General features: G+C 71.5%; 20 protein-coding genes and 1 tRNA gene. 9 read left to right on the top strand and 12 right to left on the bottom strand.

From position 1 onward, the window contains the following. Window position 1: 1 nt before the first annotated feature. From ACFC51_RS23080 to ACFC51_RS23060, 5 genes are read right to left on the bottom strand one after another with little or no spacing between them, the layout of a single operon-like run. Entirely contained in the window at window positions 2-406 is a 405-nt protein-coding gene (locus tag ACFC51_RS23080) for a hypothetical protein (RefSeq protein ID WP_376377655.1), read from the bottom strand. Next, on the bottom strand, window positions 403-1,143 hold the full coding sequence (locus tag ACFC51_RS23075; protein ID WP_376377657.1) for a ubiquinol-cytochrome c reductase iron-sulfur subunit: 741 nt from the start codon (window positions 1,141-1,143) through the stop codon (window positions 403-405). The genes ACFC51_RS23080 and ACFC51_RS23075 overlap by 4 nt, the downstream gene beginning before the upstream one ends. Further along, the gene (locus ACFC51_RS23070) at window positions 1,140-1,742 is read right to left on the bottom strand and encodes a 4Fe-4S dicluster domain-containing protein (protein WP_376377658.1); all 603 of its coding nucleotides are present in this window, start codon (window positions 1,740-1,742) and stop codon (window positions 1,140-1,142) included. The genes ACFC51_RS23075 and ACFC51_RS23070 overlap by 4 nt, the downstream gene beginning before the upstream one ends. 7 nt (window positions 1,743-1,749) lie before the next feature. Continuing rightward, window positions 1,750-4,074, bottom strand: coding sequence for a molybdopterin oxidoreductase family protein (locus tag ACFC51_RS23065; RefSeq protein ID WP_376530564.1), 2,325 nt, complete (start codon window positions 4,072-4,074; stop codon window positions 1,750-1,752). Beyond that, complete coding sequence (locus ACFC51_RS23060) at window positions 4,071-5,111, bottom strand: MFS transporter (RefSeq protein ID WP_376377687.1); 1,041 nt, start codon at window positions 5,109-5,111, stop codon at window positions 4,071-4,073. The genes ACFC51_RS23065 and ACFC51_RS23060 overlap by 4 nt, the downstream gene beginning before the upstream one ends. 329 nt (window positions 5,112-5,440) lie before the next feature. On the opposite strand from ACFC51_RS23060, the gene ACFC51_RS23055 reads away from it, so the two are divergent. Both ACFC51_RS23055 and ACFC51_RS23050 read left to right on the top strand, forming a co-directional pair. Further along, window positions 5,441-6,562 (top strand): P1 family peptidase, encoded by a 1,122-nt coding sequence (locus ACFC51_RS23055; RefSeq protein ID WP_376530561.1) that lies wholly within the window; start codon window positions 5,441-5,443, stop codon window positions 6,560-6,562. Window positions 6,563-6,693: 131 nt separating this feature from the next. Continuing rightward, complete coding sequence (locus ACFC51_RS23050; protein WP_376377664.1) at window positions 6,694-7,440, top strand: DUF6227 family protein; 747 nt, start codon at window positions 6,694-6,696, stop codon at window positions 7,438-7,440. Window positions 7,441-7,471: 31 nt separating this feature from the next. On the opposite strand, the gene ACFC51_RS23045 is transcribed toward ACFC51_RS23050, so the two are convergent. After that, complete coding sequence (locus tag ACFC51_RS23045) at window positions 7,472-9,070, bottom strand: MFS transporter (protein ID WP_376530558.1); 1,599 nt, start codon at window positions 9,068-9,070, stop codon at window positions 7,472-7,474. 61 nt (window positions 9,071-9,131) lie between these two features. Here ACFC51_RS23045 and ACFC51_RS23040 point away from each other — a divergent pair, with 61 nt between their 5' ends. Then, a complete protein-coding gene (locus tag ACFC51_RS23040; protein ID WP_376377668.1) occupies window positions 9,132-10,142 on the top strand; it encodes a helix-turn-helix transcriptional regulator in 1,011 nt (336 codons plus the stop codon). Between the two features lie 109 nt (window positions 10,143-10,251). Here the strand turns inward: ACFC51_RS23040 and ACFC51_RS23035 are convergent, their stop codons facing one another. Beyond that, window positions 10,252-11,253, bottom strand: a complete 1,002-nt coding sequence (locus ACFC51_RS23035) for a sigma-70 family RNA polymerase sigma factor (protein ID WP_376377669.1) — start codon at window positions 11,251-11,253, stop codon at window positions 10,252-10,254. 147 nt (window positions 11,254-11,400) lie between these two features. Between ACFC51_RS23035 and ACFC51_RS23030 the strand changes: the two genes are divergently transcribed. Beyond that, complete coding sequence (locus ACFC51_RS23030; protein ID WP_376530555.1) at window positions 11,401-11,982, top strand: GNAT family N-acetyltransferase; 582 nt, start codon at window positions 11,401-11,403, stop codon at window positions 11,980-11,982. Here ACFC51_RS23030 and ACFC51_RS23025 read toward each other — a convergent pair. Beyond that, window positions 11,930-12,712 (bottom strand): dioxygenase, encoded by a 783-nt coding sequence (locus ACFC51_RS23025; RefSeq protein WP_376530553.1) that lies wholly within the window; start codon window positions 12,710-12,712, stop codon window positions 11,930-11,932. The two genes, ACFC51_RS23030 and ACFC51_RS23025, sit on opposite strands and share 53 nt — an antisense overlap. 184 nt (window positions 12,713-12,896) lie before the next feature. Between ACFC51_RS23025 and ACFC51_RS23020 the strand changes: the two genes are divergently transcribed. Then, the gene (locus ACFC51_RS23020) at window positions 12,897-13,409 is read left to right on the top strand and encodes a MarR family winged helix-turn-helix transcriptional regulator (protein ID WP_376377675.1); all 513 of its coding nucleotides are present in this window, start codon (window positions 12,897-12,899) and stop codon (window positions 13,407-13,409) included. Window positions 13,410-13,496: 87 nt separating this feature from the next. Here the strand turns inward: ACFC51_RS23020 and ACFC51_RS23015 are convergent, their stop codons facing one another. Both ACFC51_RS23015 and ACFC51_RS23010 read right to left on the bottom strand, forming a co-directional pair. Further along, window positions 13,497-15,017 (bottom strand): MFS transporter, encoded by a 1,521-nt coding sequence (locus ACFC51_RS23015; protein WP_376377677.1) that lies wholly within the window; start codon window positions 15,015-15,017, stop codon window positions 13,497-13,499. Between the two features lie 189 nt (window positions 15,018-15,206). Next, the gene (locus ACFC51_RS23010) at window positions 15,207-15,869 is read right to left on the bottom strand and encodes a TetR/AcrR family transcriptional regulator (protein WP_376377689.1); all 663 of its coding nucleotides are present in this window, start codon (window positions 15,867-15,869) and stop codon (window positions 15,207-15,209) included. A 262-nt stretch (window positions 15,870-16,131) separates the two neighbouring features. Here ACFC51_RS23010 and ACFC51_RS23005 point away from each other — a divergent pair, with 262 nt between their 5' ends. Beyond that, complete coding sequence (locus tag ACFC51_RS23005; protein WP_376530550.1) at window positions 16,132-17,409, top strand: M6 family metalloprotease domain-containing protein; 1,278 nt, start codon at window positions 16,132-16,134, stop codon at window positions 17,407-17,409. On the opposite strand, the gene ACFC51_RS23000 is transcribed toward ACFC51_RS23005, so the two are convergent. Both ACFC51_RS23000 and ACFC51_RS22995 read right to left on the bottom strand, forming a co-directional pair. Beyond that, window positions 17,396-19,132 (bottom strand): class I adenylate-forming enzyme family protein, encoded by a 1,737-nt coding sequence (locus ACFC51_RS23000; RefSeq protein ID WP_376530547.1) that lies wholly within the window; start codon window positions 19,130-19,132, stop codon window positions 17,396-17,398. The genes ACFC51_RS23005 and ACFC51_RS23000 overlap by 14 nt on opposite strands. 310 nt (window positions 19,133-19,442) lie before the next feature. Then, window positions 19,443-20,288 (bottom strand): SDR family oxidoreductase, encoded by an 846-nt coding sequence (locus tag ACFC51_RS22995; RefSeq protein WP_376378901.1) that lies wholly within the window; start codon window positions 20,286-20,288, stop codon window positions 19,443-19,445. A 276-nt stretch (window positions 20,289-20,564) separates the two neighbouring features. Between ACFC51_RS22995 and ACFC51_RS22990 the strand changes: the two genes are divergently transcribed. From ACFC51_RS22990 to ACFC51_RS22980, 3 genes are all read left to right on the top strand, one after another. Continuing rightward, the gene (locus ACFC51_RS22990; protein ID WP_376378904.1) at window positions 20,565-20,990 is read left to right on the top strand and encodes a winged helix-turn-helix transcriptional regulator; all 426 of its coding nucleotides are present in this window, start codon (window positions 20,565-20,567) and stop codon (window positions 20,988-20,990) included. A gap of 168 nt (window positions 20,991-21,158) precedes the next feature. Beyond that, a tRNA-Arg gene (locus tag ACFC51_RS22985) sits at window positions 21,159-21,231 on the top strand. Window positions 21,232-21,437: 206 nt separating this feature from the next. Beyond that, window positions 21,438-21,659, top strand: coding sequence for a cold-shock protein (locus tag ACFC51_RS22980; RefSeq protein WP_376378907.1), 222 nt, complete (start codon window positions 21,438-21,440; stop codon window positions 21,657-21,659). The last annotated feature ends 40 nt before the right edge of the window (window positions 21,660-21,699 follow it).

Raw genomic sequence — 21,699 nt, 5'->3', positions numbered from 1 at the left:
CTCAGCGATCCTTCGGATCGAGCAGCCACAGCCCCAGCACGACGAGGAACGACAGGCACAGAAAGCCCGCACCCCACCAGGCCGTGCCGGTGTCGCCTTCCATCCAGACGTTGACGACCTCCGTCAGGGCCCACAGCTGCCCGACGACGACGCTCAGCGCCAGCACCAGGCGGGCCGTCAGCTTCGCGGAACGCTCGGGTTCCTGCTCCGATCCGGCGCCGGGCCCCGGACCGGTGTGGCGCACCCGCGGGTCGGCGTAGCCACTGGTCGGCCGGATCTGGGGATAGCGCTCGTGGACGGGGCGGTTCAGCTCGGCGCGCGCGCTGCCGGGGGTGTATTCGGGATAGGCCGATCCGGCGGAGGCGGGGGGCCGCGGCGGCTCGACCGGGTCCAGGGGCTCGGTCATGTCCGGGCCCCTGTGCTCGCGGCACCGGACGGGGCCGTGGCGGGCGGGGCCTGTGCGGGCGGGGCCTGTGCGGGCGGGGCCTGCCCGGACGGGGACTCCGCGCCGCCTCCGGTGCCTGGGCATCCGATCCGTTCGGCGAGATCCGGGCGGTCCTGGCCGAGCTGGCGGCACAGCCCTTCCGCGATGCTCTCCCCCGAGCGGGTCGTCCCGACGGCCCAGATGCTGCCGTCCTCCAGCTCGGTCAGTGCCACCTTGGGCAGCCCGCGGGGCGGCGGGCCGGCGGTGACCTCACCGGTGCGGGCGTCGAAGACTCCCTCGTGGCACGGGCAGTACAGCTCGCCCTCGGTGCCCCGGTCCTTGCGCCAGAGCACGGCGCAGGCCAGATGGGTGCAGACGGCGGAGTAGCCGACGAGGGTGCCGTCGTCCATCCGCACCGCAACCGCGCGGTCCTCGTCGCCCGGGTAGCGGAAGGCGAGGGACTCCCCGGGCAGCAGCTGCGCGGCGATCTGCTTGGGGGCCGGTGCCTTCCCGTCCTCCGTCTCGCCGTGCCGGTGGAGGATGCCGCCCGCCACGGCCAGACCGCCCACCGCGAGACCGCCGGACACCGTGGCGACGATCCGGAGGTAGTCGCGCCTGGTGGTCAGCGAGTCGGCGGCGATCCGGTCGTGCAGCGCCTCACGCGGGTCGCCGCCGGATCCGTGGTCGGGGCCCGGCTGCTGCTGTTCGGTGACGCTCATCGCCGGACGTCCTTCCCGTTGATCTCGACGACGGGAAGTCCGCCGGGCACCGGCCACCGGACCCGCTCCGCGGGCACCACCATGGCCACCCCCGTACGGACCTCGCTCTCGCCGAAGACGAAGGTGTCGGCGACCTGCACACCGGGGCGCTCCGCCTGGAGCTCCTCGACGGTGCCGTAGTAGAGCGCGCCCGTGGGGCAGACGGTGGCGCACATCGGAGCGAGCCCGTAGGCGGTGCGGTCGTAGCAGAGGTTGCACTTCATCTGCAGCTTCGCCTGGAGGTCGATCTTCGGAACACCGAAGGGGCAGGCGTTGACGCAGTTGGCGCAGCCGATGCAGCGGGTGGTGTCGGCCTGCTGCACGACGCCGTCGGCGGTGACGAGGATCGCGTCGGCCGGGCAGACCTCGGCGCAGGGGGCCACCGGGTCCTCGCAGTGCATGCAGACCGTGGGAAGGGAGGCGACGGAGGTGCCCTCGTCGGTGTAGTCGAGGTGGATCATCGACTTGCCGCGGTGGGAGTCGCATTCCCGGCAGGCGGAGACACAGGCCTGACAGCCGATGCAGCGCCCCGGGTCGATGAACATCGTTCTGCCCATCATCCGGGCATCAGCTCCTTTCCGAGGTGCCGCGGCCCTGCGGGGCCGTGGGTGGCAGCGGGTCGGTACGGGAGACCTGGGTCTCGGGATAGGCCACGTGGCCGGGGGCGACGGGGGGCGCGGGGACCTCGTCGATCGCTCCGGCGTGCTCGATGCGGCAGGCGCAGACCTTGTACTCGGGGATCTTGGAGCGGGGGTCGAGGGCGTCGATGGTGAGGGCGTTGGCCGCTGTCGGGACGGGCCAGTGATAGGGGATGAAGACGGTGTCGGGCCGGATCGCCTCGGTGACGAGGGCGGGGAAGACCTCGCTGCCGCGCCGGGTGACGACGCGCACGGGTTCGCCGTTGCGGAAGCCGTGGGAGGGGTGGACCTCCGCCCAGGGCCGCGGGGTCTGCTCGACGAGGGCCCCGAGCCTCCGGGTCTGGTTGCCCGAGAGGAAGTGGGCGACGGTGCGCCCGGTGGTCAGCGTCATGGGGTGCTCGTCGTCGTACGGGTCCGCCGGCGGATGCCACTCGACGACCTGCATGTGGATCTTGCCGTCGGCGTGGTAGGTCCTGCCGTCCTCGAACAGCCGGGGGGTGCCGGGATGGTCGGTGGAGGGGCAGGGCCAGGCGATCCCGCCGGTCTCCTCCAGCCGCTCGTAGGTGATGCCGGAGTAGTCGATGATGGTCCCCGCGGATGCCCTGCGCAGTTCGTCGAAGACCTCACGGGAGCCGTTGAAGGCGAATTTGTCCCCGGCGCCCAGGCGCCGGGCGAGTTCGCACATCACCCAGGTGTCGGTCCGCACGCCGGCCGGCGGCTCCTGCGCCTTGTTGTGCTTGACGACGCGCGCCTCGGCGTTGGCCATGACCCCTTCGTCCTCGGCCCAGATGGTGACGGGGAAGACGACGTGCGCGTTGGCGGCGGTCTCGGAGAGGAAGAAGTCGAACTGGGCGTGGAATTCGGTGGTGTCGTACCCCTCCTTGACCACGGCGTAGTTCGGGAGGGAGACGAAGGGGTTGTTGCAGATGCCGATCAGGCCGCGGATCTCGCGGCGCTGCATCTGCCAGATCATCTCCATCATCGAGGTCCCGGCGGCCGGGAGTTCGGACTCCCCGATGCCCCAGATCTCGCAGATCTGCCGGCGGTGCTCCTCGTTGAGGATCGAGCGCCCACCGGGGAGGAGGTCGGCCTTCTGGCCGTGCTCGCGGCCGCCCTGCCCGTTCCCCTGGCCCGTGAGGGTGCCGTAGCCCGCTCCGGGCTTGCCGATGTGGCCGGTGGCGGCGCAGAGGTTGATCACGCTGAGGCAGTTCTCGACGCCCTGCGTGTGGTGTTCGATGCCCCGGGCGTGGAAGGCCATGGCCTTGGGCGCGCGGGCGAAGGCGCGGGCGACCTGGACCACCTGTTCCGCGGGGATCCCGCAGATCTCGGCGGCGCGGGACGGCGGGTACGCGGCGACGTTGGCCTTCACCTCCTCCCAGCCGGTGACATGGTCCGCGAGGTAGGTCTGGTCGGTGAGCCCTTCCTCGATCACGACGTTGAGCACGGCGTTGAAGAAGGCCGAGTCCGTCCCCGACTTGAGCGCGACGTGGATGTCGGCGGTGCGCGCGACCGCCGTCTCCCGGGGGTCGACCACGATCAGGGTGGCTCCGCGGTCCCGGGCGCCCCAGACGTACTGGGTCAGGACGGGGAAGCACTCTCCGACGTTGGCTCCCGCGAGCAGGAGGCAGTCGGTGAGAAGGATGTCGGAGAAGGGGTTGCCCGCCCGGTCGATGTTGAAGGCCAGCTTGTTGGCCCCGGCGGCGCTGACCATGCAGAGCCGGCCGTTGTAGTCGACGTGCCTGGTCTTCAGCGCCACCCGGGCGAACTTGCCGACCAGGTAGGTCTTCTCGGAGAAGAGGCTCGCCCCGCCGAGTACGCCGAAGGCGTCCCTCCCGTGCTCCTGCTGGATGCGCTTGATCTCGGAAACGGTGAAGTCGAGCGCCTCGTCCCAGGAGACCTCCCGCAGTTCCTCGTCGCGGGAGCGGCGCATGAGAGGGGCGGTCAGCCGGTCCGGGTGGTTGACCTGCTGGTAGGCGTTGATCCCCTTGGGGCAGAGCCGCATGCGGTTGATGTCGTGGTTGCGGGGCTCCACGCCGAAGACCTTGCCCCCGCGGTCCACCCGGAGGTACATGCCGCACTGGACGCCGCAGAAGCAGCAGTGCGTGGGCACGAGCGTCTCGCCGTTCTGGTCGGCGTGCCATCGGTCGGCCGGGATGCCGCCCGCGTCCCGGAAGCCGCGGGTGCCCGGCGGGGCCAGGGCGGGGTCGAGGGGGAGGACGGTACGGCCGTCGGCCGCGCGTGGGTCCGCGGTCACTTGAAGCCCTTCTTGACCTGGGTGAGATAGGCGTTGCCGCGCAGCACCCGCTTGCAACGGGGGCAGTACTCGGCCCATGCGTCGAAGCCGAGTTCGAGGTCACGCATGGTGCCGCGCAGGTTCTCGACGTACGGGCCGGTGTCGATGGGTTCCCCGCAGCGGCGGCAGGCGAAGACCTCGTCGTCCTGGCGTCCGGTGTACTTGAAGAGCTGCATGCCGACCGCCGCCGGTCGCTGCACGATGTGGAAGAACTTCCCGAACGGGATGTAGATGAGGGTGAAGACCACCGCCACCATGTGGAGGATCGCCAGGAACTCGTAGCCTCCGCCGTGCAGGAAGATCGACGAGAAGGTCAGCAGCAGACCCGTCACGGAGATGATGATCAGGGCGAGCAGCGGCACCATGTCGTAGGCGAACCGCTGCCCCGTGATGGCCCCGCGGTCCTTCATGCGGCGCCAGAGGAAGTACCCGGCGCCGGGGATGACGAGCACCGCGGCGATGTCCAGGCCGTGGAACATCAGCCAGCCGATGAAGTTCAGCGAGTCGAAGCCGATGATCTTGATGCCCCAGATGCGCATCTCGTAGCCGGGCCCCGAGCCGCTGCCGGAGGTGAAGGTGAACCAGCCCCAGGTCAGCGGGAAGGTGATCAGGGCGGCGAGGATGCAGCCCCAGAAGATCAGCTGGTGCGCGATCCACCGCGCGTGGGAGCGGGCCCCGAGGAACTTCTGGAAGCCCAGATAGGTCGCGATCATCTTCGGCAGCGCCGTGGGGGCCGCACGGAAGTTCTCGGCCGAGAACAGGCTGCTCCAGCCCTTCCTGAAGAGCCGTCGGGCTCCGGGGGCCGACACCCAGACCGTGTAGCGGTAGGCCACGCCGAAGGCCAGGAACACGGAGGCGACGGCGTACGGGAGCAGGGCCGAGTCGAAGTCGTGCAGCAGGCGGCTGCCGAACACGATGGCGAGGACCAGGAGGCCGGACACGACGGCGCCGGCCAGGGTCGCGCGGCCGGAGAGCGACCGCGGCAGTGTCCCGGCCATCCTCGCGGCGACGGAGGGGCCCGGCCCGGACGGCGGGGAGCCCGCCCCTCCGGACGTGCCACCGGACGCGTCGTCGGACGCCCCGGTGGTGGTGCCGGTGCGGGCACCGGAATCGGGCTGCTCGGCTGCGGCGGGCGGTTCTGGTGGCTCGGTCACCCGGCCACCGTAGGGCCGCTATGAGCGTTTGGTCCCGTTATATGCACCTGTGGTGTGACCGCGTCGCCCAGGTGGCCCGTGTGCACCCGGTGTGGCCGGACGCCCCCGCTCCCCCGGCCGCCGCCTGTACGTTCACCGGTACGGCACCACCGGACCCCACGAGGAGCTCGAACATGACCGAGGACCTGCCCGCCCCTGGCCCGCTGGACGCGCTGACGGACGTGGCCGGGATCCGCGTCGGGCACGCCCGGGTTCCGGGCGAGGGCGCACTGAGCGGGACCACCGTCGTCCTCGCCCCCGAGGGCGGCGCGGTGGCCGCCGTCGATGTGCGCGGGGGCGGTCCGGGGACCCGCGAGACGGACGCGCTCGACCCGCGCAATCTGGTCCAGCGGATCGACGCCGTCGTGCTGACCGGGGGCAGCGCCTACGGACTCGACGCCGCCTCAGGCGTCATGGCGTGGCTGGAGGAGCAGGGCCGCGGCGTCCGGGTCGGCCCGGACCCGTCCCAGGTGGTGCCTGTGGTGCCGGGGGCCTGCCTCTTCGACCTGGGGCGGGGCGGTGACTGGCGGGCACGCCCCGACGCGTCGACCGGCCGGGCCGCCGTCGAGGCGGCCGCAGCCTCCGAGCCGGGTGCACCGGTCACCGAGGGCACGGTGGGTGCCGGCACGGGCGCGGTGGCCGGCGGACTGAAGGGCGGGGTCGGCACGGCGAGCGTGCGACTGCCCTCCGGGACCACGGTCGCCGCGCTGGCGGTCGTCAACGCGGCGGGCTCCGTCCTCGACCCGCGGACCGGGGTCCTGTACGGGGAGTACGGCGCGGGGGAGCCTCCCGTACACCCCGCGCGCACGGTCCACGAGGCCGCGAGCCGTCGGCTGGCGGAGCTCCGGGCCGCACGGGCCGCCGCGCGGGAGGGCGGCACCGGGACCGGCCGAGCGCGCGGAGGCAGCGCCTTCAACACCACGATCGCCGTCGTCGCCACCGACGCCGCCCTCACCCGCGCCCAGGCGCAGAAGCTCGCGGGGACGGCGCACGACGGCCTGGCGCGCGCCGTACGGCCGGTCCACCTGCTCACCGACGGGGACACCGTGTTCGCCCTCTCCACCGACAGCCGCCCGCTGCCCGAGAACTCCGTCGTCGCGCTCAACGAGATCCTGGGGGCCGGGGCCGACGCCCTGAGCCGCGCCGTCGTGAAGGCCGCCAGGGCCGCCCACGGGGTCGACGGCCCCGGGGGCACCTTCCCCTCGTACAGCGAGCTCTACGGCGCATCCCCGGAGGGCCGGGAACCTCTTGCGTGAGAGTGCGACGCAGACCGGGAACTTTCTGCGTGCGCGGTACGTTTTTTGCGAACCCCGGTCACGATGTCAGACCCAGGGACTACGTTATGCACGCATCGGGTAACACGCGGCAACGGCCTGGAGACAGCACCTTGAGCGATCCGTACGAGACAACCGAGCAGCACCTCGAGCGACTCCTGCGATGCGCCCTCAACTCCTTCGATCTCTCCGACTCCACGGTCGACCGGCTCGGGACGGCACTGGCGCACAGCAGTGCCCTGTACTCGTCCCACCACAGCGCCGTGCTGCACCGTGAGACCTACCGGCACACCTATCTCCTCTCCGACGGCACCACGCTCACCCTGTGGGAGCTGGTGCACGGCGGCGGCAGGGAGGTCCCGGCACCCCGCCGGCACGAGCTGTACGACGACGAGGGCGACGCGCAGCTCGCCGCCGCCCGCCTCGCCGGCAGCTTCTGGGACACCCCCGCCTTCGGTGACGACAGCCTCCGGGAGGACCTGGAGGCCCTCACCCTGCTCATGAGCGTGCCTCCGGCTCCTCTGCCCCGCATGTACGCCCCGGACAACTCCGCGGACCACGCCCGCCGCGTCCTGCGCCGCGCGGAGAACGGCGACCGCCCGGGCGACGGGACGGCCCGTCTGCTCCGGGCGGCCTTCGCCCACCACATCACCCAGGTCTTCGGCCGGCAGTACCGCGTCGACGGGCGGGACGCAGGCTTCACGCTCTACGAGCACGCCTTCCTCCTCCTGGACGGCACCGAGACGAGCCTGTGGGAGGTCGAGCACACGGCCACGCCCGACGGCCGCCACATGTGCGAGGTCTACGACGAGGAGCGGACCGCCCGCATGGCCATGGAGAACCGCACCCACATCTGCTGACGCGCGGAAGGCCGGTTCCGCGGGGACCGGCTCAGCCCGCCGGCACGGGCTCCTTCGGGGGCGCGTCGTCCTCGGCCCGTGCCGGGTCCGTGGCGTCCTCGGCGTGTGCCCGGTCCGTGGCGTCTTCGCCGCCCTCCGGGAGCGCCCGGTGCCTCGCGGGGAGGGCGAACATCACGAGGAAGATCACCGTGAGCACCCCGGCCACCCACCACAGCGACTGCTGGAACGCGTCCACGAACGCCGCGCGCATCTCCTCCGGCGGCAGCCGGTCACCGACGGCGCCGAAGAAGACGACCGAGACGAGGCCGAGCCCCAGCGCCGTACCCATCTGCTGGACGGTGTTGATCAGGCCGGACGCCGAGCCGGAGTGCTCCCTGGGCACCCCGGAGAGCACCGTGTCCGTCAGCGGGGCCACGATCAGCCCCATGCCCACACCCATGACCACCAGGGGAAGCGCCATCTGCCAGGGGCTGATGCCCTGTCCGTAGCGGCCGGCCTCCCCGATGTAGAGGAGCAGCCCGGCGATCATCAGCAGTGCGCCCGCCTGGAGCACCTTGCGGCCGAAGCGGGGCACCAGCTTCTGCACGGAGATCCCGGCGGCGCACGAGACGGCGACCGAGAACGGGATCCCGGTCGTACCGGCCTTGAGGGCGCTCCAGCCGAGCCCCATCTGGAGGTAGAGCGTCCAGACCAGGAAGAAGATGCCCAGGGCGATACCGAAGGTCAGCTGCACGACCGTGCCCGCCGCGAAGCTCTTCACCCGGAACAGCGAGAGCTCGATGAGCGGTGAGCCGTCGCGGGAGGCCTTCCTGCGCTCGAACACGACGAGCACCGCGAACACCAGGAGACTGGCCGCCATCGACAGATGGCCCCACAGCGGCCAGCCCAGCTCGCGTCCCCGGGTCAGCGGGTAGAGCAGCATGAGGAGGCCGAGGGTCACCAGGGCAACGCCCGTCAGGTCCAGCCTCAGCGCCTTCGGCGCCTTGGACTCGGTGATGAACTTCCGTCCGAGCACCAGTCCCGCGATGCCGACCGGCAGGTTGATCAGGAAGATCGGCCGCCACTCGAGACCGAAGAGGTTCCACTCGGTGAGCAGCGCGCCCAGCAGGGGCCCTGACACCGCGCCGAGGCCGACGATCGCGCCGAAGAGCCCGAAGACCTTGCCGCGCTCGTGCGCCGGGAAGGTGGCGTGCACGATCGACAGCACCTGCGGCACCATCAGCGCGGCCATGCCGCCCTGGAGGATGCGCGAGGCGACCAGCATCTCCGGGTTCACGGCGAAGCCGCAGAGGGCGGAGGCGATCGTGAAGCCGCCGATGCCGATGAGGAAGAGGCGCTTGCGGCCGTGGATGTCCCCGAGCCGGCCGCCGGTGATCAGGCCCGCCGCGAAGGCCAGCGCGTATCCCGCGGTGATCCACTGGATCGAGGTGAACGAGGCCCCGGTGTCCCGCGTGATGCTCGGGATGGCGATGTTGACGATCGTGACGTCGACCAGGTCCATGAAGGCCGCGGTCATGACGATCGCGAGCGCGAACCAGCGGCGCCGGTCCGCGGGGTCCTGCGGTGTGGCCGGCTCCGGTGACGCCGTGCGGGCGGCTGCCGGGGTCGGCAGGGTGTCGGGTGAAGTCATGGGAGGAAGGTAGAGGCGCAACAGGTCAGCTTGTGACCTAATGGGCGGGCATCCTGTTCCCATGACCGACACCCCGGCACGACTGCTGAAGCTGCTGTCACTCCTGCAGACGCCGCGCGAGTGGCCGGGCAGCGAGCTCGCCGACCGGCTCGACGTCACCCCGCGCACCATCCGCCGTGACATCGACCGGCTCCGCGACCTGGGCTACCCGGTCGAGGCGTCGCGCGGTTCCATCGGCGGCTACCGCCTGGTCGCGGGCTCCGCCATGCCGCCGCTCCTCCTGGACGACGAGGAGGCGGTGGCCATCGCGGTGGGCCTGCGGGCGGGCGCCGGTCACGCCATCGAAGGGGTCGACGAGGCGTCCGTACGGGCCCTGGCCAAGCTGGAGCAGGTCCTTCCGTCACGGCTGCGGCACAGGGTCTCCTCCCTGCAGAACGCCACCGTGCCGCTGACCCGCGGCGACGGTTCGACCATCGACCCCCGCACGCTCACGGCGATCGCCTCGGCGGTCACCGGCCGGGAGATACTGCGCTTCGCGTACCGCTCGGGGGACGGCACCGGGTCCAGGAGGCGGGCCGAGCCGTACCGGCTGGTGAGCACCGGAAGCCGTTGGTATCTCGTCGCGTACGACCTGGGGCGTGAGGACTGGCGCACCTTCCGGGTGGACCGGGTGAGCGAGCCGCTCCCCACCGGGGCCCGTTTCACCCCGCGCGAGCTGCCGACCGACAGCGGGGACGCGGCGGAGTTCTTCGCCGCGTCCATGTCCCGCACGCAGCCCGAACTTCACCTCGACGTGACCTTCCGGGCTCCGGCGGCCTTCGTGTCGGCCCGGCTGCCCGCGACGCTCGGCGCGGTGGAGCCGACGGGTGAGCACAGCTGCCGGCTGCGCACGGTCTCCAGCGACTCGCTGGAGTGGGTGGCCCTGCGGCTGGCGCTCGTGGACTGCGAGTTCGAGGTGCACGGCCCCGCGCACCTGGTGGAGCATCTCAGCGGCCTCGGCGCCCGCCTGACGCGCGCCGCGGCGGGTGGACGGGGGCCGGGCGGACGGGGAGGGCGGGCCGGACATGGATGAGCCCCGGCGCCGGGGGGGTGGGCGCCGGGACTCAGCTCAGGGGACCGGAAGGAGACCGGTCGTCGGGCCGGTGCGAACCGGCTTGATGGGGAGATTACGGGTTATCGGCTCACGCCGCAGCGTCAAAGCCCGTGTCGTGAGCCATTCGCTTCAATTCGAGCAGTGCGTGCTTCTCGATCTGGCGGATCCGCTCCCGCGTCAGACCGTGCTGCTTGCCCACTTCGGTGAGGGTCCGCTCCCGGCCGTCCTCGATCCCGTACCGCATCTTGATGATGGAGGCGGTGCGGTGGTCGAGCTTGCCGATCAGCTCCTCGAGCTCCTCGCTGCGCAGCAGCGTCATCACGGACTGCTCGGGCGAGACGGCGGAGGTGTCCTCCAGCAGGTCGCCGAACTGCGTGTCCCCGTCGTCGTCCACGGACATGTTCAGGCTGACCGGGTCGCGGGCCCAGTCAAGGACGTTGCCGACGCGCTCGGCGTTGGAGTCCAGCTCGGCGGCGATCTCCGCGTGCTCCGGGTCGCGCCCGTGCTCGCGGTTGAACTCACGCTGCACACGCCGGATCCTGCCGAGCTCCTCCACCAGGTGGACGGGGAGCCGGATCGTGCGGGACTGGTCGGCGATGGAGCGGGTGATGGCCTGCCGGATCCACCACGTGGCGTACGTCGAGAACTTGAAGCCCTTCGCGTAGTCGAACTTCTCGACCGCGCGGACCAGGCCGGCGTTCCCCTCCTGGATCAGGTCGAGCAGGGGCAGACCCGCCCTCGGGTAGCGCCTGGCCACGGCAACGACGAGCCGGAGGTTGGAGCGGATGAATATGTCCTTGGCGCGCTCGCTCTCGGCGACCAGCGCCTCCAGCTCCTCACGCTTCGCTCCGCCGGCGTCGCTCTCCACCTCGCCCGCGAGGATCTGCTGGGCGAAGACGCCCGCCTCGATCGTCTGTGAGAGCTCGACCTCCTTGGCGGCGTCGAGCAGCGGTGTGCGAGCGATCTCGTCCAGGTACATGCCGACCAGGTCGCGATCGGCGATCTCCCCGCCCACGGCGCGAACACTGCTTGCCCGGTCGGTCCCGCCGGTGCTGGCGGACGAACGACGGGCGACGGCACGGGTTGCCATGCGTGCTCCCTTGTTGAGTAGGTCGCGACACCCTTTCGGGTGCCCTGCATCCGATGGAAACAACGACTGGAATCCGGACAGAATTCCCACGGAGGCCATTCACTTTCGAGATCATGCAGTACCCTGTCGCCCCCAGCCCGAGGACACATGGTGCAGATACCCACAGAAGTGCAGGTCAGACCTGGCGTCGAGGCGGACCTGGAGGCCCTCACCGACATCTACAACCATTACGTCCGTGAGACGGCGCTCACATTCGACACGGTGGCCTTCACGCCCGACCGGCGCCTGCCGTGGCTGCACTCCCACCCGGAAGACGGCCCCCACCGGCTCCTGGTTGCTCTGGAGCCGGGTACCCGGGACGACGCGCCGCATGTCCTCGGCTACGCGGCCAGCAGCCCGTACCGCCCGAAGGCGGCCTACAGCACCTCCGTGGAGGTGAGCGTGTACTGCGCCCCCGACGCCACAGGCCGCGGGATCGGCACCCTCCTCTACAAGGCCCTGTTCGAGGCATTGGCCGGCGAGGACCTCCACCGCGCGTACGCCGCGATCGCGCAGCCGAACGAGCCGTCCGCCCGGCTGCACGCCGCGTTCGGGTTCCGCCACGTCGGGACGTACTCGGAGGTGGGCAGGAAGTTCGGCCGCTACTGGGACGTGTCCTGGTACGAGAAGCCGCTGCTCAGCCGAACTGCACCGAGCGCTTCGCCAGACCCATCCAGAAGCCGTCGATGACACTGCGCCCCTGATCGAGCTCACCCTCGGCCGCGCCGAGGGTGACGAACAGCGGCGCGAAGTGCTCGGTACGGGGGTGGGCGAGGCGGCCCGCCGGTGAGGCGTGCTCGAAGTCCAGCAGGGAGTCGATGTCCTGGGCCTGGAGCGCCCGGTGGCCCCAGTCGTCGAACTCCGCCGACCAGCCGGGCGTGCCGCCGCCGGCGTGCCGCAGGGCTGCCAGGTTGTGCGTGAAGAAGCCGCTCCCGACGATCAGCACACCCTCGTCGCGCAGCGGGGCCAGCTTGCGCCCGATGGCCATCAGCTTCTGCGGGTCGAGCGTGGGCAGGGAGACCTGGAGGACGGGGATGTCCGCGTCGGGGAACATTTCCACCAGCGGGACGTACGCACCGTGGTCGAGACCGCGCTCCGGGATGTCCTGGACCGGGGTCCCCGCGCCGCGCAGCAGCTTGCGGACGTCGTCCGCGAGCTTCGGGGCGCCCGGGGCGCCGTAGCGCACCGCGTAGTAGTGCTCGGGGAAACCCCAGAAGTCGTAGACCAGCGGCACCGTCTCGGTGGCGCCGAGGGCGAGGGGCGCCTCCTCCCAGTGCGCGGAGACCATCAGGATCGCCTTGGGGCGCGGCAGCCCCTCCGACCAGGCGGCCAGCTCGCCCGGCCAGACCGGGTCGTCGGCGAGCGGCGGGGCCCCGTGGGACAGGTAGAGGGCGGGCATGCGTTCCGCGGTGACTGTCATGACACTCCCCATTCCTCTGCCGATCAAGGTATGTGTGTTCTCTACAGGTACCGGGAAGCGGCATCTGCGCGGGCACCGGGATTCGGCAGATCAGCCCCTCGGGGCCAAGGTCTTTGAACCTTCAAGTTCCAACTACCGGAGACCTTAGCTCTATCTAGTTCAACTTTCAAGAAAAGGTCGTACAGTGGAGTACATGACCACGGCATCCCCCGGCGGGCCCCGGTGGCTCACCGACGAAGAACAGGGCGTGTGGCGCGCCTATCTCCACGCCACCACGCTCATGGAGGACCACCTCGACCGCCAGTTGCAGCGCGACGCGGGCATGCCGCACATCTACTACGGACTGCTCGTCCATCTGTCCCGTGCCCCGCGGCGGCAGAAGCGCATGACCGAGCTGGCCAAGGACGCCAAGATCACCCGCTCCCGGCTCTCGCACGCCGTCGCCCGGCTGGAGAAGAACGGCTGGGTACGCCGCGAGGACTGCCCCTCGGACAAGCGCGGCCAGAACGCCGTCCTGACCGACGAGGGCTACGCCATGCTGGAGCGGTCCGCGCCGGGGCACGTCGAGGCGGTGCGCCAGGCGATGTTCGCCCGCCTCACTCCCCGGCAGGTGCGGGACCTGGGCGAGATCATGCAGGTCATCGCCGCCGGCCTGCAGCCGGAGGACACGGACGCGGATCTGCCCTGGCTCCGCTGAGCGGAACCAGGGCAGAGAGCGCCGGGCCGGTGGCCGTCGGGCGTCACGCCGGGCGGCCGGGCCTCCGGCCCGGGCCCGTCGCCGGGCTCAGTGTGCGACGACGGGGATCTTGAACTCGTCCTCGACGCCGTCCGCCAGGTCGCCCGAACCGCCGACCGCTCCGGTACCCGGGCGGCCGGTGTTGATCAGGGTCACCGCGATCGCCGAGGCGGCGACCAGGATGCCGACCGCCCACCAGATCGCCGCGGCGAATCCGCTGACCATGGCCTGCAGCTGGAGCAGCTTCGGGTCGCTCGCACCGGCGGCGTGATCGACGACGTAGGCGGTGGTGGCGCTGGCGGCGATGGTGTTGAGCAGCGCTGTACCGATGGCGCCGCCGACCTGCTGCGAGGTGTTCACCATCGCGGAGGCGACACCGGCGTCACGCGGTTCGATGCCGTGCGTGGCCAGGGACATGGCCGGCATGAACGCCGTGCCCATGCCCAGGCCGAGGAGCAGCTGGCCGGGCAGGATGACGGCCGCGTACGAGGTGTCGATGTCCAGCTGGGTCAGCAGGAGCATGCCGACGGCCGCCACCAGGAAGCCGGGGCCCATGAGCAGCCGCGGCGGGACCCGGGTCATGAGCCGGGCGCCGATCTGCGTGGAGCCGGTGATCATGCCCACGATCATCGGCATGAACGCGAAGCCGGTCTTGACCGGGGTGTAGCCCTTGACCACCTGGAGGTAGTACGTCAGGAAGAGGAACAGCCCGAACATCGCGATGATGGCGAGGCCCAGCGAGAGGTAGACGCCCCCGCGGTTGCGGTCGGTGACGACGCGCAGCGGCAGCAGCGGCGACGTCACGCGCGACTCGGTGACGACGAAGGCCAGCAGCAGCACGGCGGCGGCCACGAACATGCCGATGGTCAGCGAGTCCGACCAGCCGGCCGACTCGGCGCGGGTGAAGCCGTAGACCAGCGAGACCAGGCCCAGCGTGGACAGGACGACGCCGGGGATGTCGAGCGGCGAGCGGTTGCGGCCGCCGGCCGGCTCACGGATGACGAGGTAGGCGCCGACGGCGGCGACGATCGCGAACGGGATGTTGACGAAGAAGGTCCAGCGCCAGTTCAGGTACTCGGTCAGGAAGCCGCCCAGGATCAGGCCGACCGCGCCACCGCCACCGGCGATGGCCCCGTAGATACCGAAGGCCTTGGCGCGCTCCTTGGCGTCGGTGAACATCACGGCGAGCAGGGAGAGGGCCGCCGGTGCGAGCAGTGCGCCGAAGACGCCCTGCAGGGCACGGGAGCCGAACATCATCGCCTCGCCCTGGGCCGCGCCGCCCAGCGCCGAGGCGGCGGCGAAGCCGATCAGGCCCACGACGAAGGTGCGCTTGCGGCCCCAGAGGTCGGCGATGCGTCCACCGAAGAGCAGGAGCCCGCCGAAGGCCAGGGCATAGGCCGTGATGACCCACTGCTTGTTGCCGTCGGAGATGCCCAGGTCCGTCTGGGCCGAGGGGAGGGCGATGTTCACGATGGTCGCGTCGAGCACGACCATCAGCTGGGCGAGGGCGATGAACGCCAGCGCTTTCCAGCGACTGGGGTCCGGGAGGGTACCGGCTGTTTTCGACATGGGAGTAGCCACCTAAGGAGCGCGAGGAGTTGCTGGGCCGGCGAACGGGCCGCGCGAACGGGCCCGGCCGCGTGACCGGAAAAAGGGCGAGAGGTACCGGCCGCCGGACCTGTCAGGTCCGGTCGCAGGACTGGTGCGGCCCGTCGAGGGCCTGGGGTCTGAGGGTGTCGGTTCTCCGGTGCGCGGACGTCAGTGCCCGCTGCGCAGGACCTCCAAGGTCGCCGCCGATCCGGGCAGCTCGGAGCGGGCCGGGGCTTCCAGGCCGTCCAGGAAGAGCTGCAGATGACGGTGGGTGAACCGGTCGATGTCCGGGCAGGCGATGCCGGGCAGCGGCCGGGTGAGCTGGGAGAGGGCGACGAGGACGTCACCGACGGCGATGTCGGTGCGCAGCCTCCCTGCGGACATGGCGCGCTCCACGAGGCCTTCGACGGCCTCTTCGAGGCGACGGCGCTCGCTGAGCAGTTCGGGATGGTCTTTGTCGAAGCCGCCGGAGAGCATCGGGCACAGGGCACCGATCCGCTCGTCGGCCGCCGCGTGCACGAAGCGGCTGAGCGCGGCGAAGGGGTCGGGCTCGGCCGCGACGGCCTCCTCCAACCGGTCGGTGGTACGGGAGGTGACGGCGAGCACGACCTCGTGGGTCAGAGCCGCCCGGTCGGGGAAGTTCCGGTAGAGCGTGGCGTTGCCGACCCCGGCCCGTCGCGCGACCTCGTCGAGCGGCACATCCGGCCCGAACTCGACGAACATCTCGCGCGCGGCCGTCACGACCCGCTCCCGGTTGCGCAGCGCGTCGGCCCGCGGACGGGGCGTACGGCGCTCCACGGCGCAGGGGGCGGTTCCGGCGGCGGACTCCACGGCCACGGTCCTTCCCTTCAGGTGTCTGTCCGGCCTCCGGAAGGAACCGGGGACCGTGTCCCCGTTTCGCCGGGGACACAGGTGTAAACGGGGAGAGGATCCCCGGTTATTTCACCCCCGGATGTGACCTGCATCACAGGACGTCCGAGGTAAAAACCCTCCATCGGCGCACCCAGCGAGCGGTCCCCCGGCACCCGGAACAGGCTGATCGCCAGAGCGCAGTCAGGTCCGGCCGGCTGCCGCGGACCGAAGGCGACGCCCTATGCAGCAGCCCCGCCACCGGATACGCGCATACCGCCGCCCCCTCGCTCTCGCCGGAGCATCAGCCCTGGTCATCGCCACGATGGCCTCGGCGAGCTCCACCCTCCCCGTCGCCAGCCGCGCCTCCGCCGGACCGGTGGCCGCACCACGGGGGACCGGCCTCGCACCGTGCCGGATACCCGCGGCCATGGGCGTCCAGATGTCGGAGGGGATGCCCACACCACCCGGCTACGCCCGCTCGACCGGGGAGATCAGAGCCCTCAACCTGATGATCGACTTCCCCGACGCGCAGGCGACGGAACCGGCGGCCGACCGTCTCGCGGAATTCTTCCCGCAGACCGCCGACTGGTTCCGCACCAGCTCCTACGGACGGCTCACCTACCTGCCCGAGGCGCCCGTGAAGGACTGGCTGCGCATGCCCCTCCCGTTCTCCGAGTACGGGATCGAGCGCGGCTCACCCTACGAACCGGGCTACCGCAGGATGGTCAAGGACCTGGTGTCCGTCGCCGACCCGAAGGTCGACTTCTCCGCGTACGACCTGGTCAACGTGCTGGTCACTCCGAACGCCGGCCCCTCCGCGCTGGACACCGTCCTGTCGGTGACCTTCTCCGGCAACGACGACGCCCCGTTCGCCGACGGCATCCCGCTCGCCAACACGTCGTTCGTCTACAGCCGCCAGGACGACGGCTCGGGCTCGTACGCGGAGACCGGCTACCGCGTCCTGCCCCACGAGAACGGCCACGTCTTCGGGCTGCCCGACCTCTACACGACGGAGGGCGGCGGCTCCGTGGGGCACTGGGACATCATGTCCGAGGACTGGGGGGCCAACAACGACCTCCTCGCCTGGCACAAGTGGAAACTCGGCTGGCTGGACGGCGACCAGGTCAGCTGCGCCGCCATGCCCGGCACCAGCGAGCACCTGCTCGGACCGCTGGCCACGACGGGCGGCCCGAAGCTGGCCTTCGTACCGGTGAGCGCGCAGTCCGGCTACGCGGTCGAGGTACGGACCCCGGAGGGCAACGACGAAGCCGTCTGCCGGCCCGGCGTCCTCGTCTACAAGGTCAGCTCCGACGTGGACACCGGCCAGGGGCCGGTCTCCGTCGAGGACAGCACCGAGGACAGCGGCGGCTGCACCCGCCGGCCGAACGTCCACGCCGAGCTCTCGGACGCGCCCTTCCAGCCCGGCGAGACCTTCACCGACCGGGCCAACGGCATACGCATATCCGTGCTGGACAAGGACAGCGACGGGAACTACCGGGTGCGCATCACCCGCCCGTGAGCGCTCCGCCCCCGCCCCCACGCCCCTCGAACACCCCGCGCAGCTCCCGCTTCAGGACCTTCCCCGTGGCATTCCGCGGCAGCGGATCCGGTGTCACCAGCACATGGGCCGGCACCTTGAACGCGGCCAGACTCCGGCCGGCGTGCGCGCGAAGCGCGTCCGCCGTGACGGTGGCACCCCGGCGCAGCCGCACGACCGCGGCGACCTCCTCACCGAGCACCGGATGCGGGACACCGAGCACGGCCGCGTCCTCGACGTCGGGATGGCCGTGCAGAGCGGCCTCGACCTCCACGCAGTACACGTTCTCACCGCCCCGGATCACCATGTCCTTGATCCGGTCGACGACGGCCACCCGCCCGTCCCGGCGGACCGCGAGATCCCCCGTACGGAACCAGCCCCCGGTGAACGCCGCCGCGGTCGCCGCCTCGTCGCGCCAGTAGCCGCGGACCAGGGACTGGCCGCGCAGCCACAGCTCGCCGGTCTCCCCGTCGGGGAGCGCCTCTCCCGCGGGGCCCGAGATCCGCACCTCGGTGACGGGCGTCGGGGTGCCGACGGACTCCGGGTGCGCCCGGTAGGCGGCGCCGAAGTTGGCCAGCACCCCGCCGCTGGTCTCCGTCAGCCCGTAGCCGTTGCGCGGCTCGATCCGCTCCCCGTACCGGGCCGTGAGCCGCTCGACCAGGTCCGGCGGAGCCGCAGCGCCGCCCGTGTTCAGCATCCGCAGGCCGTCCAGGCCGTCGCCCGACCGGTCGGCCGCCGCGAGCAGCTGGAGCGCCGTGGCCGGTACGCCCGCGAAGGCGGTGGCCCCATGGCCGCGGATCAGCCGCAGGGCCTCGTCGGCGTCCCACTTGGGCATCAGGACGAGGGTCCCGCCCGCCGCCATGGCCGCGTAGAGGCTGGTGAACGCGGCGACGTGGAAGAACGGGAACGTCATCAGGGTGACCGGCGGCGCCCCCTGCCCCGGGATGACCCCGCGGCCCAGCGCCGAGGCCGCCGCCTGGTAGCGCGGGTTGAGGGCCGCGCCCGCCTGGGCGAGCTGGGTGGCCACGGCGCCCTTGGGCCGCCCGGTGGTGCCCGAGGTGTAGAGGATCGTGGAGTCGTCCTCGGGCCGGACCTCCACGTCGGGCGGCGCGGCCGCCGGATCGGGCTCCGGCAGGTCGGCGTACCGCTCGGCCCCCTCCGGCACCTCTCCCGCGTGGTGGAAGACGACGAAGCGCACCCCGGCCTTCACGCCCCAGGCCGCCGTCTTGGGCAGCTGCTCGCCGTCGACCAGCAGCACCCTCGGCCGGCAGTCGTCGAGGGCGTACCCGAACTCCTCCTCCGTCCACCAGGCGTTGAGCGGTACCGCGACGAGGCCGGCCAGCTGCGCCGCCCAGAACGCGACCTGCCACTCGGGGTGGTTGCGCATCGCGACGACGGCACGGTCGCCGGGGCGCAGCCCGTACGTCTCGGTGAACCGGCGGGCCAGCGACGACGCCGCGGCGAAGAACTCCCCGTACGAGCAGATCCGTTCACCCGCGATCAGGAAGGGCTGGTCACCGAACGCCCAGGTGGTCTCGACGAACTCCCGCAGGGTGCGCGGGCCGTGGGCGTAGACGAGCGGGCCGTGCTCCGCGCGTACGACTTCGAACGGCGCACCGGGCGCGGTCAGCGACGCCTCGACACGTGCTGCCGGATCGTCGGCGGGCGTGGACGAAGGGGAACTGCTGTGATCTGCGTGCGGCACGGACGGCCTCTCAGGTACTGCGGAGGTACTACGGACGGACCCGGCGGGACGGGGACGCTATGCCCGCACCGCGCCCCGGTCAACCGGGGCTGCCCTGCGGACCCGGAAACGGGTCGACGGATCCGGGACCAGGCCGGCGGCCCCGGTCGACCGGGGCGGCGGACCCGGGAAGGGGCTGGCAGGCCCGGGAACAGGGCGGCGGACCCGGTCGACCGGCGACGGACCCAGGACGGGCTGGCGGACCCGGGAACGGGGCGGCGGCCGCACCCGGACGGGGTGCGGCCGCCCGCCACCCAGGAGGGGTCTGCCCCTAGCGGAAGGCGGGCAGGGCGCGTTCCGCCCAAGCGGCGAAGGGAGCGGCCGGGCGGCCGAGGATCTTCTCCACGTCCGGGCTGACCTGCTGCTCCGCCGGGAGCGGCAGCCCCAGGATGTCGAGTGTCCCGTCGACGACACCCTCGGGCATGAACTGCGCCATGTGGGCGAAGGCGGCCTCGCGCGACAGCTCGACGAACGCGACCTCCTCGTCCAGCAGTCCGCCCAGGACTGCCGCCTGCTCACGCGGGGTGACCGCGACCGGTCCGGTGAGCTCGTAGGTCCGGCCCGCGTGCCCCTCCTCACCGAGGACGACCGCGGCGACCTCGGCGATGTCGGCAGGGTCGACGACCGGGAGCGCGACATCGCCGAACGGCGCGAACACCGTGCGCTCGGCGCGCACCGACTCGGCCCACGCGAAGGCGTTCGAGGCGAAGCCGCCGGCCCGCAGGACGGTCCACTCCATGCCCGAGCCGCGCACGGCCTCCTCGTACTCCCGCAGCCGGTCGTGCGAGCCCGCGTCCGGGCGGGTCACGGTGATCTGCGAGGAAAGCAGCACGACCTTGCGGACGCCCTCCTCCTCGGCGGCGCGCAGCAGGGCCTCCGCACTCTCGCCGCCTGCCAGCAGCTCTCCTGCCAGCAGGACGAACAGCGCGTCGGCCCCCTCCAGCACACCGCGGAGGCTCTCCGCGTGGCCCAGGTCGGCCTGCACATGGCGTACGCCTTCGGGCAGTTCACCGGCGTGCGGCCGGCGGGACACGGCCGTGACCTCGGCGCCCCGCACGGCGAGGGAGGCGACCAGCGTGCGGCCGACGTTACCGGTGGCTCCGGTGACAACAATCATGAGAATGCTCCTCGTTGACGGGCGTGATGGAGGAACAACCGCTGCCGGCAACGTCTCCACGACGGCCGCACGGCGCTCACTCTCCGCGACATCGCCGAAGCTAGCATCCTCAACATAGTAAGTACCTAGAGGAAAGTGACTATCCAGCTTCCCCACCAGAGGAAGTGAGATGCCCCTGACGGCTGTTGACGATCACGTCCCCTCGGTGTCGGCTGGAAAGTCGGCATCCTGCATAAAGTGGGTACACCAAGGAAAGTGACCACCGGGAGGGCTCACATGACCACCAGCACGCCCATGCCGGGCACCGGAACCGAAGGCGGGCACGGCTCGGCCCCGGCCCAGGCGTGCCCGATCTCCCCGGTGCTCGATATCGTCTTCAGCCGGTGGACGACCCCCATCCTGTGGACGCTCCACACCTTCGGCCGCCAGCGCTTCGTCGTACTCCAGCGCACCATCGGCACCATCACCCCGAAGGTGCTCACCCAGCGTCTGCGGCAGATGGAGCGCGACGGAATGGTGGTGCGCACGTACTACCCGGAGGTACCCCCACGGGTGGAGTACGAGATCAGCGAGCTCGGGCGCAGCCTGGCCCCGCTCTTCGCCCACCTCGCGGACTGGTCCGCGGACAACCTGCCGCGTGTCGAGGAGGCACGGCGGGCCTACGACGACGCGGAGGAGGCGGCCGCCGGCCGCGGTCACTGAACCCGCGGGGCGGGGAACCACCGCACCCGTGCGCCCACCGCCCCACCCGCTACACTGTCGGCGGTGGCCCGGCCCTCACCTGCCGGATCACCACACCTGTCGGCAAGCCGACCCGAGGCCCCTCGCCCACCCGGGCAGGGCTCAGGGACACGCTTACGGCAGATCCTCGCCTTCGTAGCTCAGGGGATAGAGCACCGCTCTCCTAAAGCGGGTGTCGCAGGTTCGAATCCTGCCGGGGGCACAAGCGAGAAGGCCACCTGGGAACGTTCCTGGGTGGCCTTTCGGCTTCCGCTTCCCGGCTCGACGCGGGCAGGCAGCACGGCCGGGGCGCAGCTGCCCGGGCGGTTGGGTGAAGGCCCTGGTCCGAGCGTCTTGTGTGTTCTCGGCCATGGACGAGGAGAGCGAACGATGGGTCGGCGCAGAGGCACTCGTACGGTCGCCGCAGCCGTGAGGGCGACTGTGCGTGAGTGGAGCGACGAGGAGGGCTGGGGCGTCCTCGACTCGTCCGAGACTCCCGGAGGGTGCTTCGGCCACTACGCCGACATCCAGGCGCCCGGCTTTCGCACGCTGTCACCGGGACAGCAGGTCGATCTCGTCTGGGAGGCACCCGGCTTCAAGCAGGACGGTTACGACTACCGCGCCGTGAGCATCGTCCCCAGGGCCGTCTGACCTCCACGCCTGGCATCAGCGTTCCGGTGCCCTGCGCCGT

Source organism: Streptomyces sp. NPDC055962 (assembly GCF_042270185.1).
Lineage (GTDB): Bacteria > Actinomycetota > Actinomycetes > Streptomycetales > Streptomycetaceae > Streptomyces.
This window is presented reverse-complemented; position numbering and strand designations above follow the sequence as displayed.

Coding starts and splice junctions, on each gene's coding strand:
- ACFC51_RS23080 (WP_376377655.1), bottom strand. CDS start 406: ATGACCGAGCCCCTGGACCCGGTCGAGCCGCCGCGGCCCCCCGCCTCC.
- ACFC51_RS23075 (WP_376377657.1), bottom strand. CDS start 1,143: ATGAGCGTCACCGAACAGCAGCAGCCGGGCCCCGACCACGGATCCGGC.
- ACFC51_RS23070 (WP_376377658.1), bottom strand. CDS start 1,742: ATGATGGGCAGAACGATGTTCATCGACCCGGGGCGCTGCATCGGCTGT.
- ACFC51_RS23060 (WP_376377687.1), bottom strand. CDS start 5,111: ATGGCCGGGACACTGCCGCGGTCGCTCTCCGGCCGCGCGACCCTGGCC.
- ACFC51_RS23055 (WP_376530561.1), top strand. CDS start 5,441: ATGACCGAGGACCTGCCCGCCCCTGGCCCGCTGGACGCGCTGACGGAC.
- ACFC51_RS23045 (WP_376530558.1), bottom strand. CDS start 9,070: ATGACTTCACCCGACACCCTGCCGACCCCGGCAGCCGCCCGCACGGCG.
- ACFC51_RS23040 (WP_376377668.1), top strand. CDS start 9,132: ATGACCGACACCCCGGCACGACTGCTGAAGCTGCTGTCACTCCTGCAG.
- ACFC51_RS23035 (WP_376377669.1), bottom strand. CDS start 11,253: ATGGCAACCCGTGCCGTCGCCCGTCGTTCGTCCGCCAGCACCGGCGGG.
- ACFC51_RS23030 (WP_376530555.1), top strand. CDS start 11,401: ATGGTGCAGATACCCACAGAAGTGCAGGTCAGACCTGGCGTCGAGGCG.
- ACFC51_RS23025 (WP_376530553.1), bottom strand. CDS start 12,712: ATGACAGTCACCGCGGAACGCATGCCCGCCCTCTACCTGTCCCACGGG.
- ACFC51_RS23015 (WP_376377677.1), bottom strand. CDS start 15,017: ATGTCGAAAACAGCCGGTACCCTCCCGGACCCCAGTCGCTGGAAAGCG.
- ACFC51_RS23005 (WP_376530550.1), top strand. CDS start 16,132: ATGCAGCAGCCCCGCCACCGGATACGCGCATACCGCCGCCCCCTCGCT.
- ACFC51_RS22995 (WP_376378901.1), bottom strand. CDS start 20,288: ATGATTGTTGTCACCGGAGCCACCGGTAACGTCGGCCGCACGCTGGTC.
- ACFC51_RS22990 (WP_376378904.1), top strand. CDS start 20,565: ATGACCACCAGCACGCCCATGCCGGGCACCGGAACCGAAGGCGGGCAC.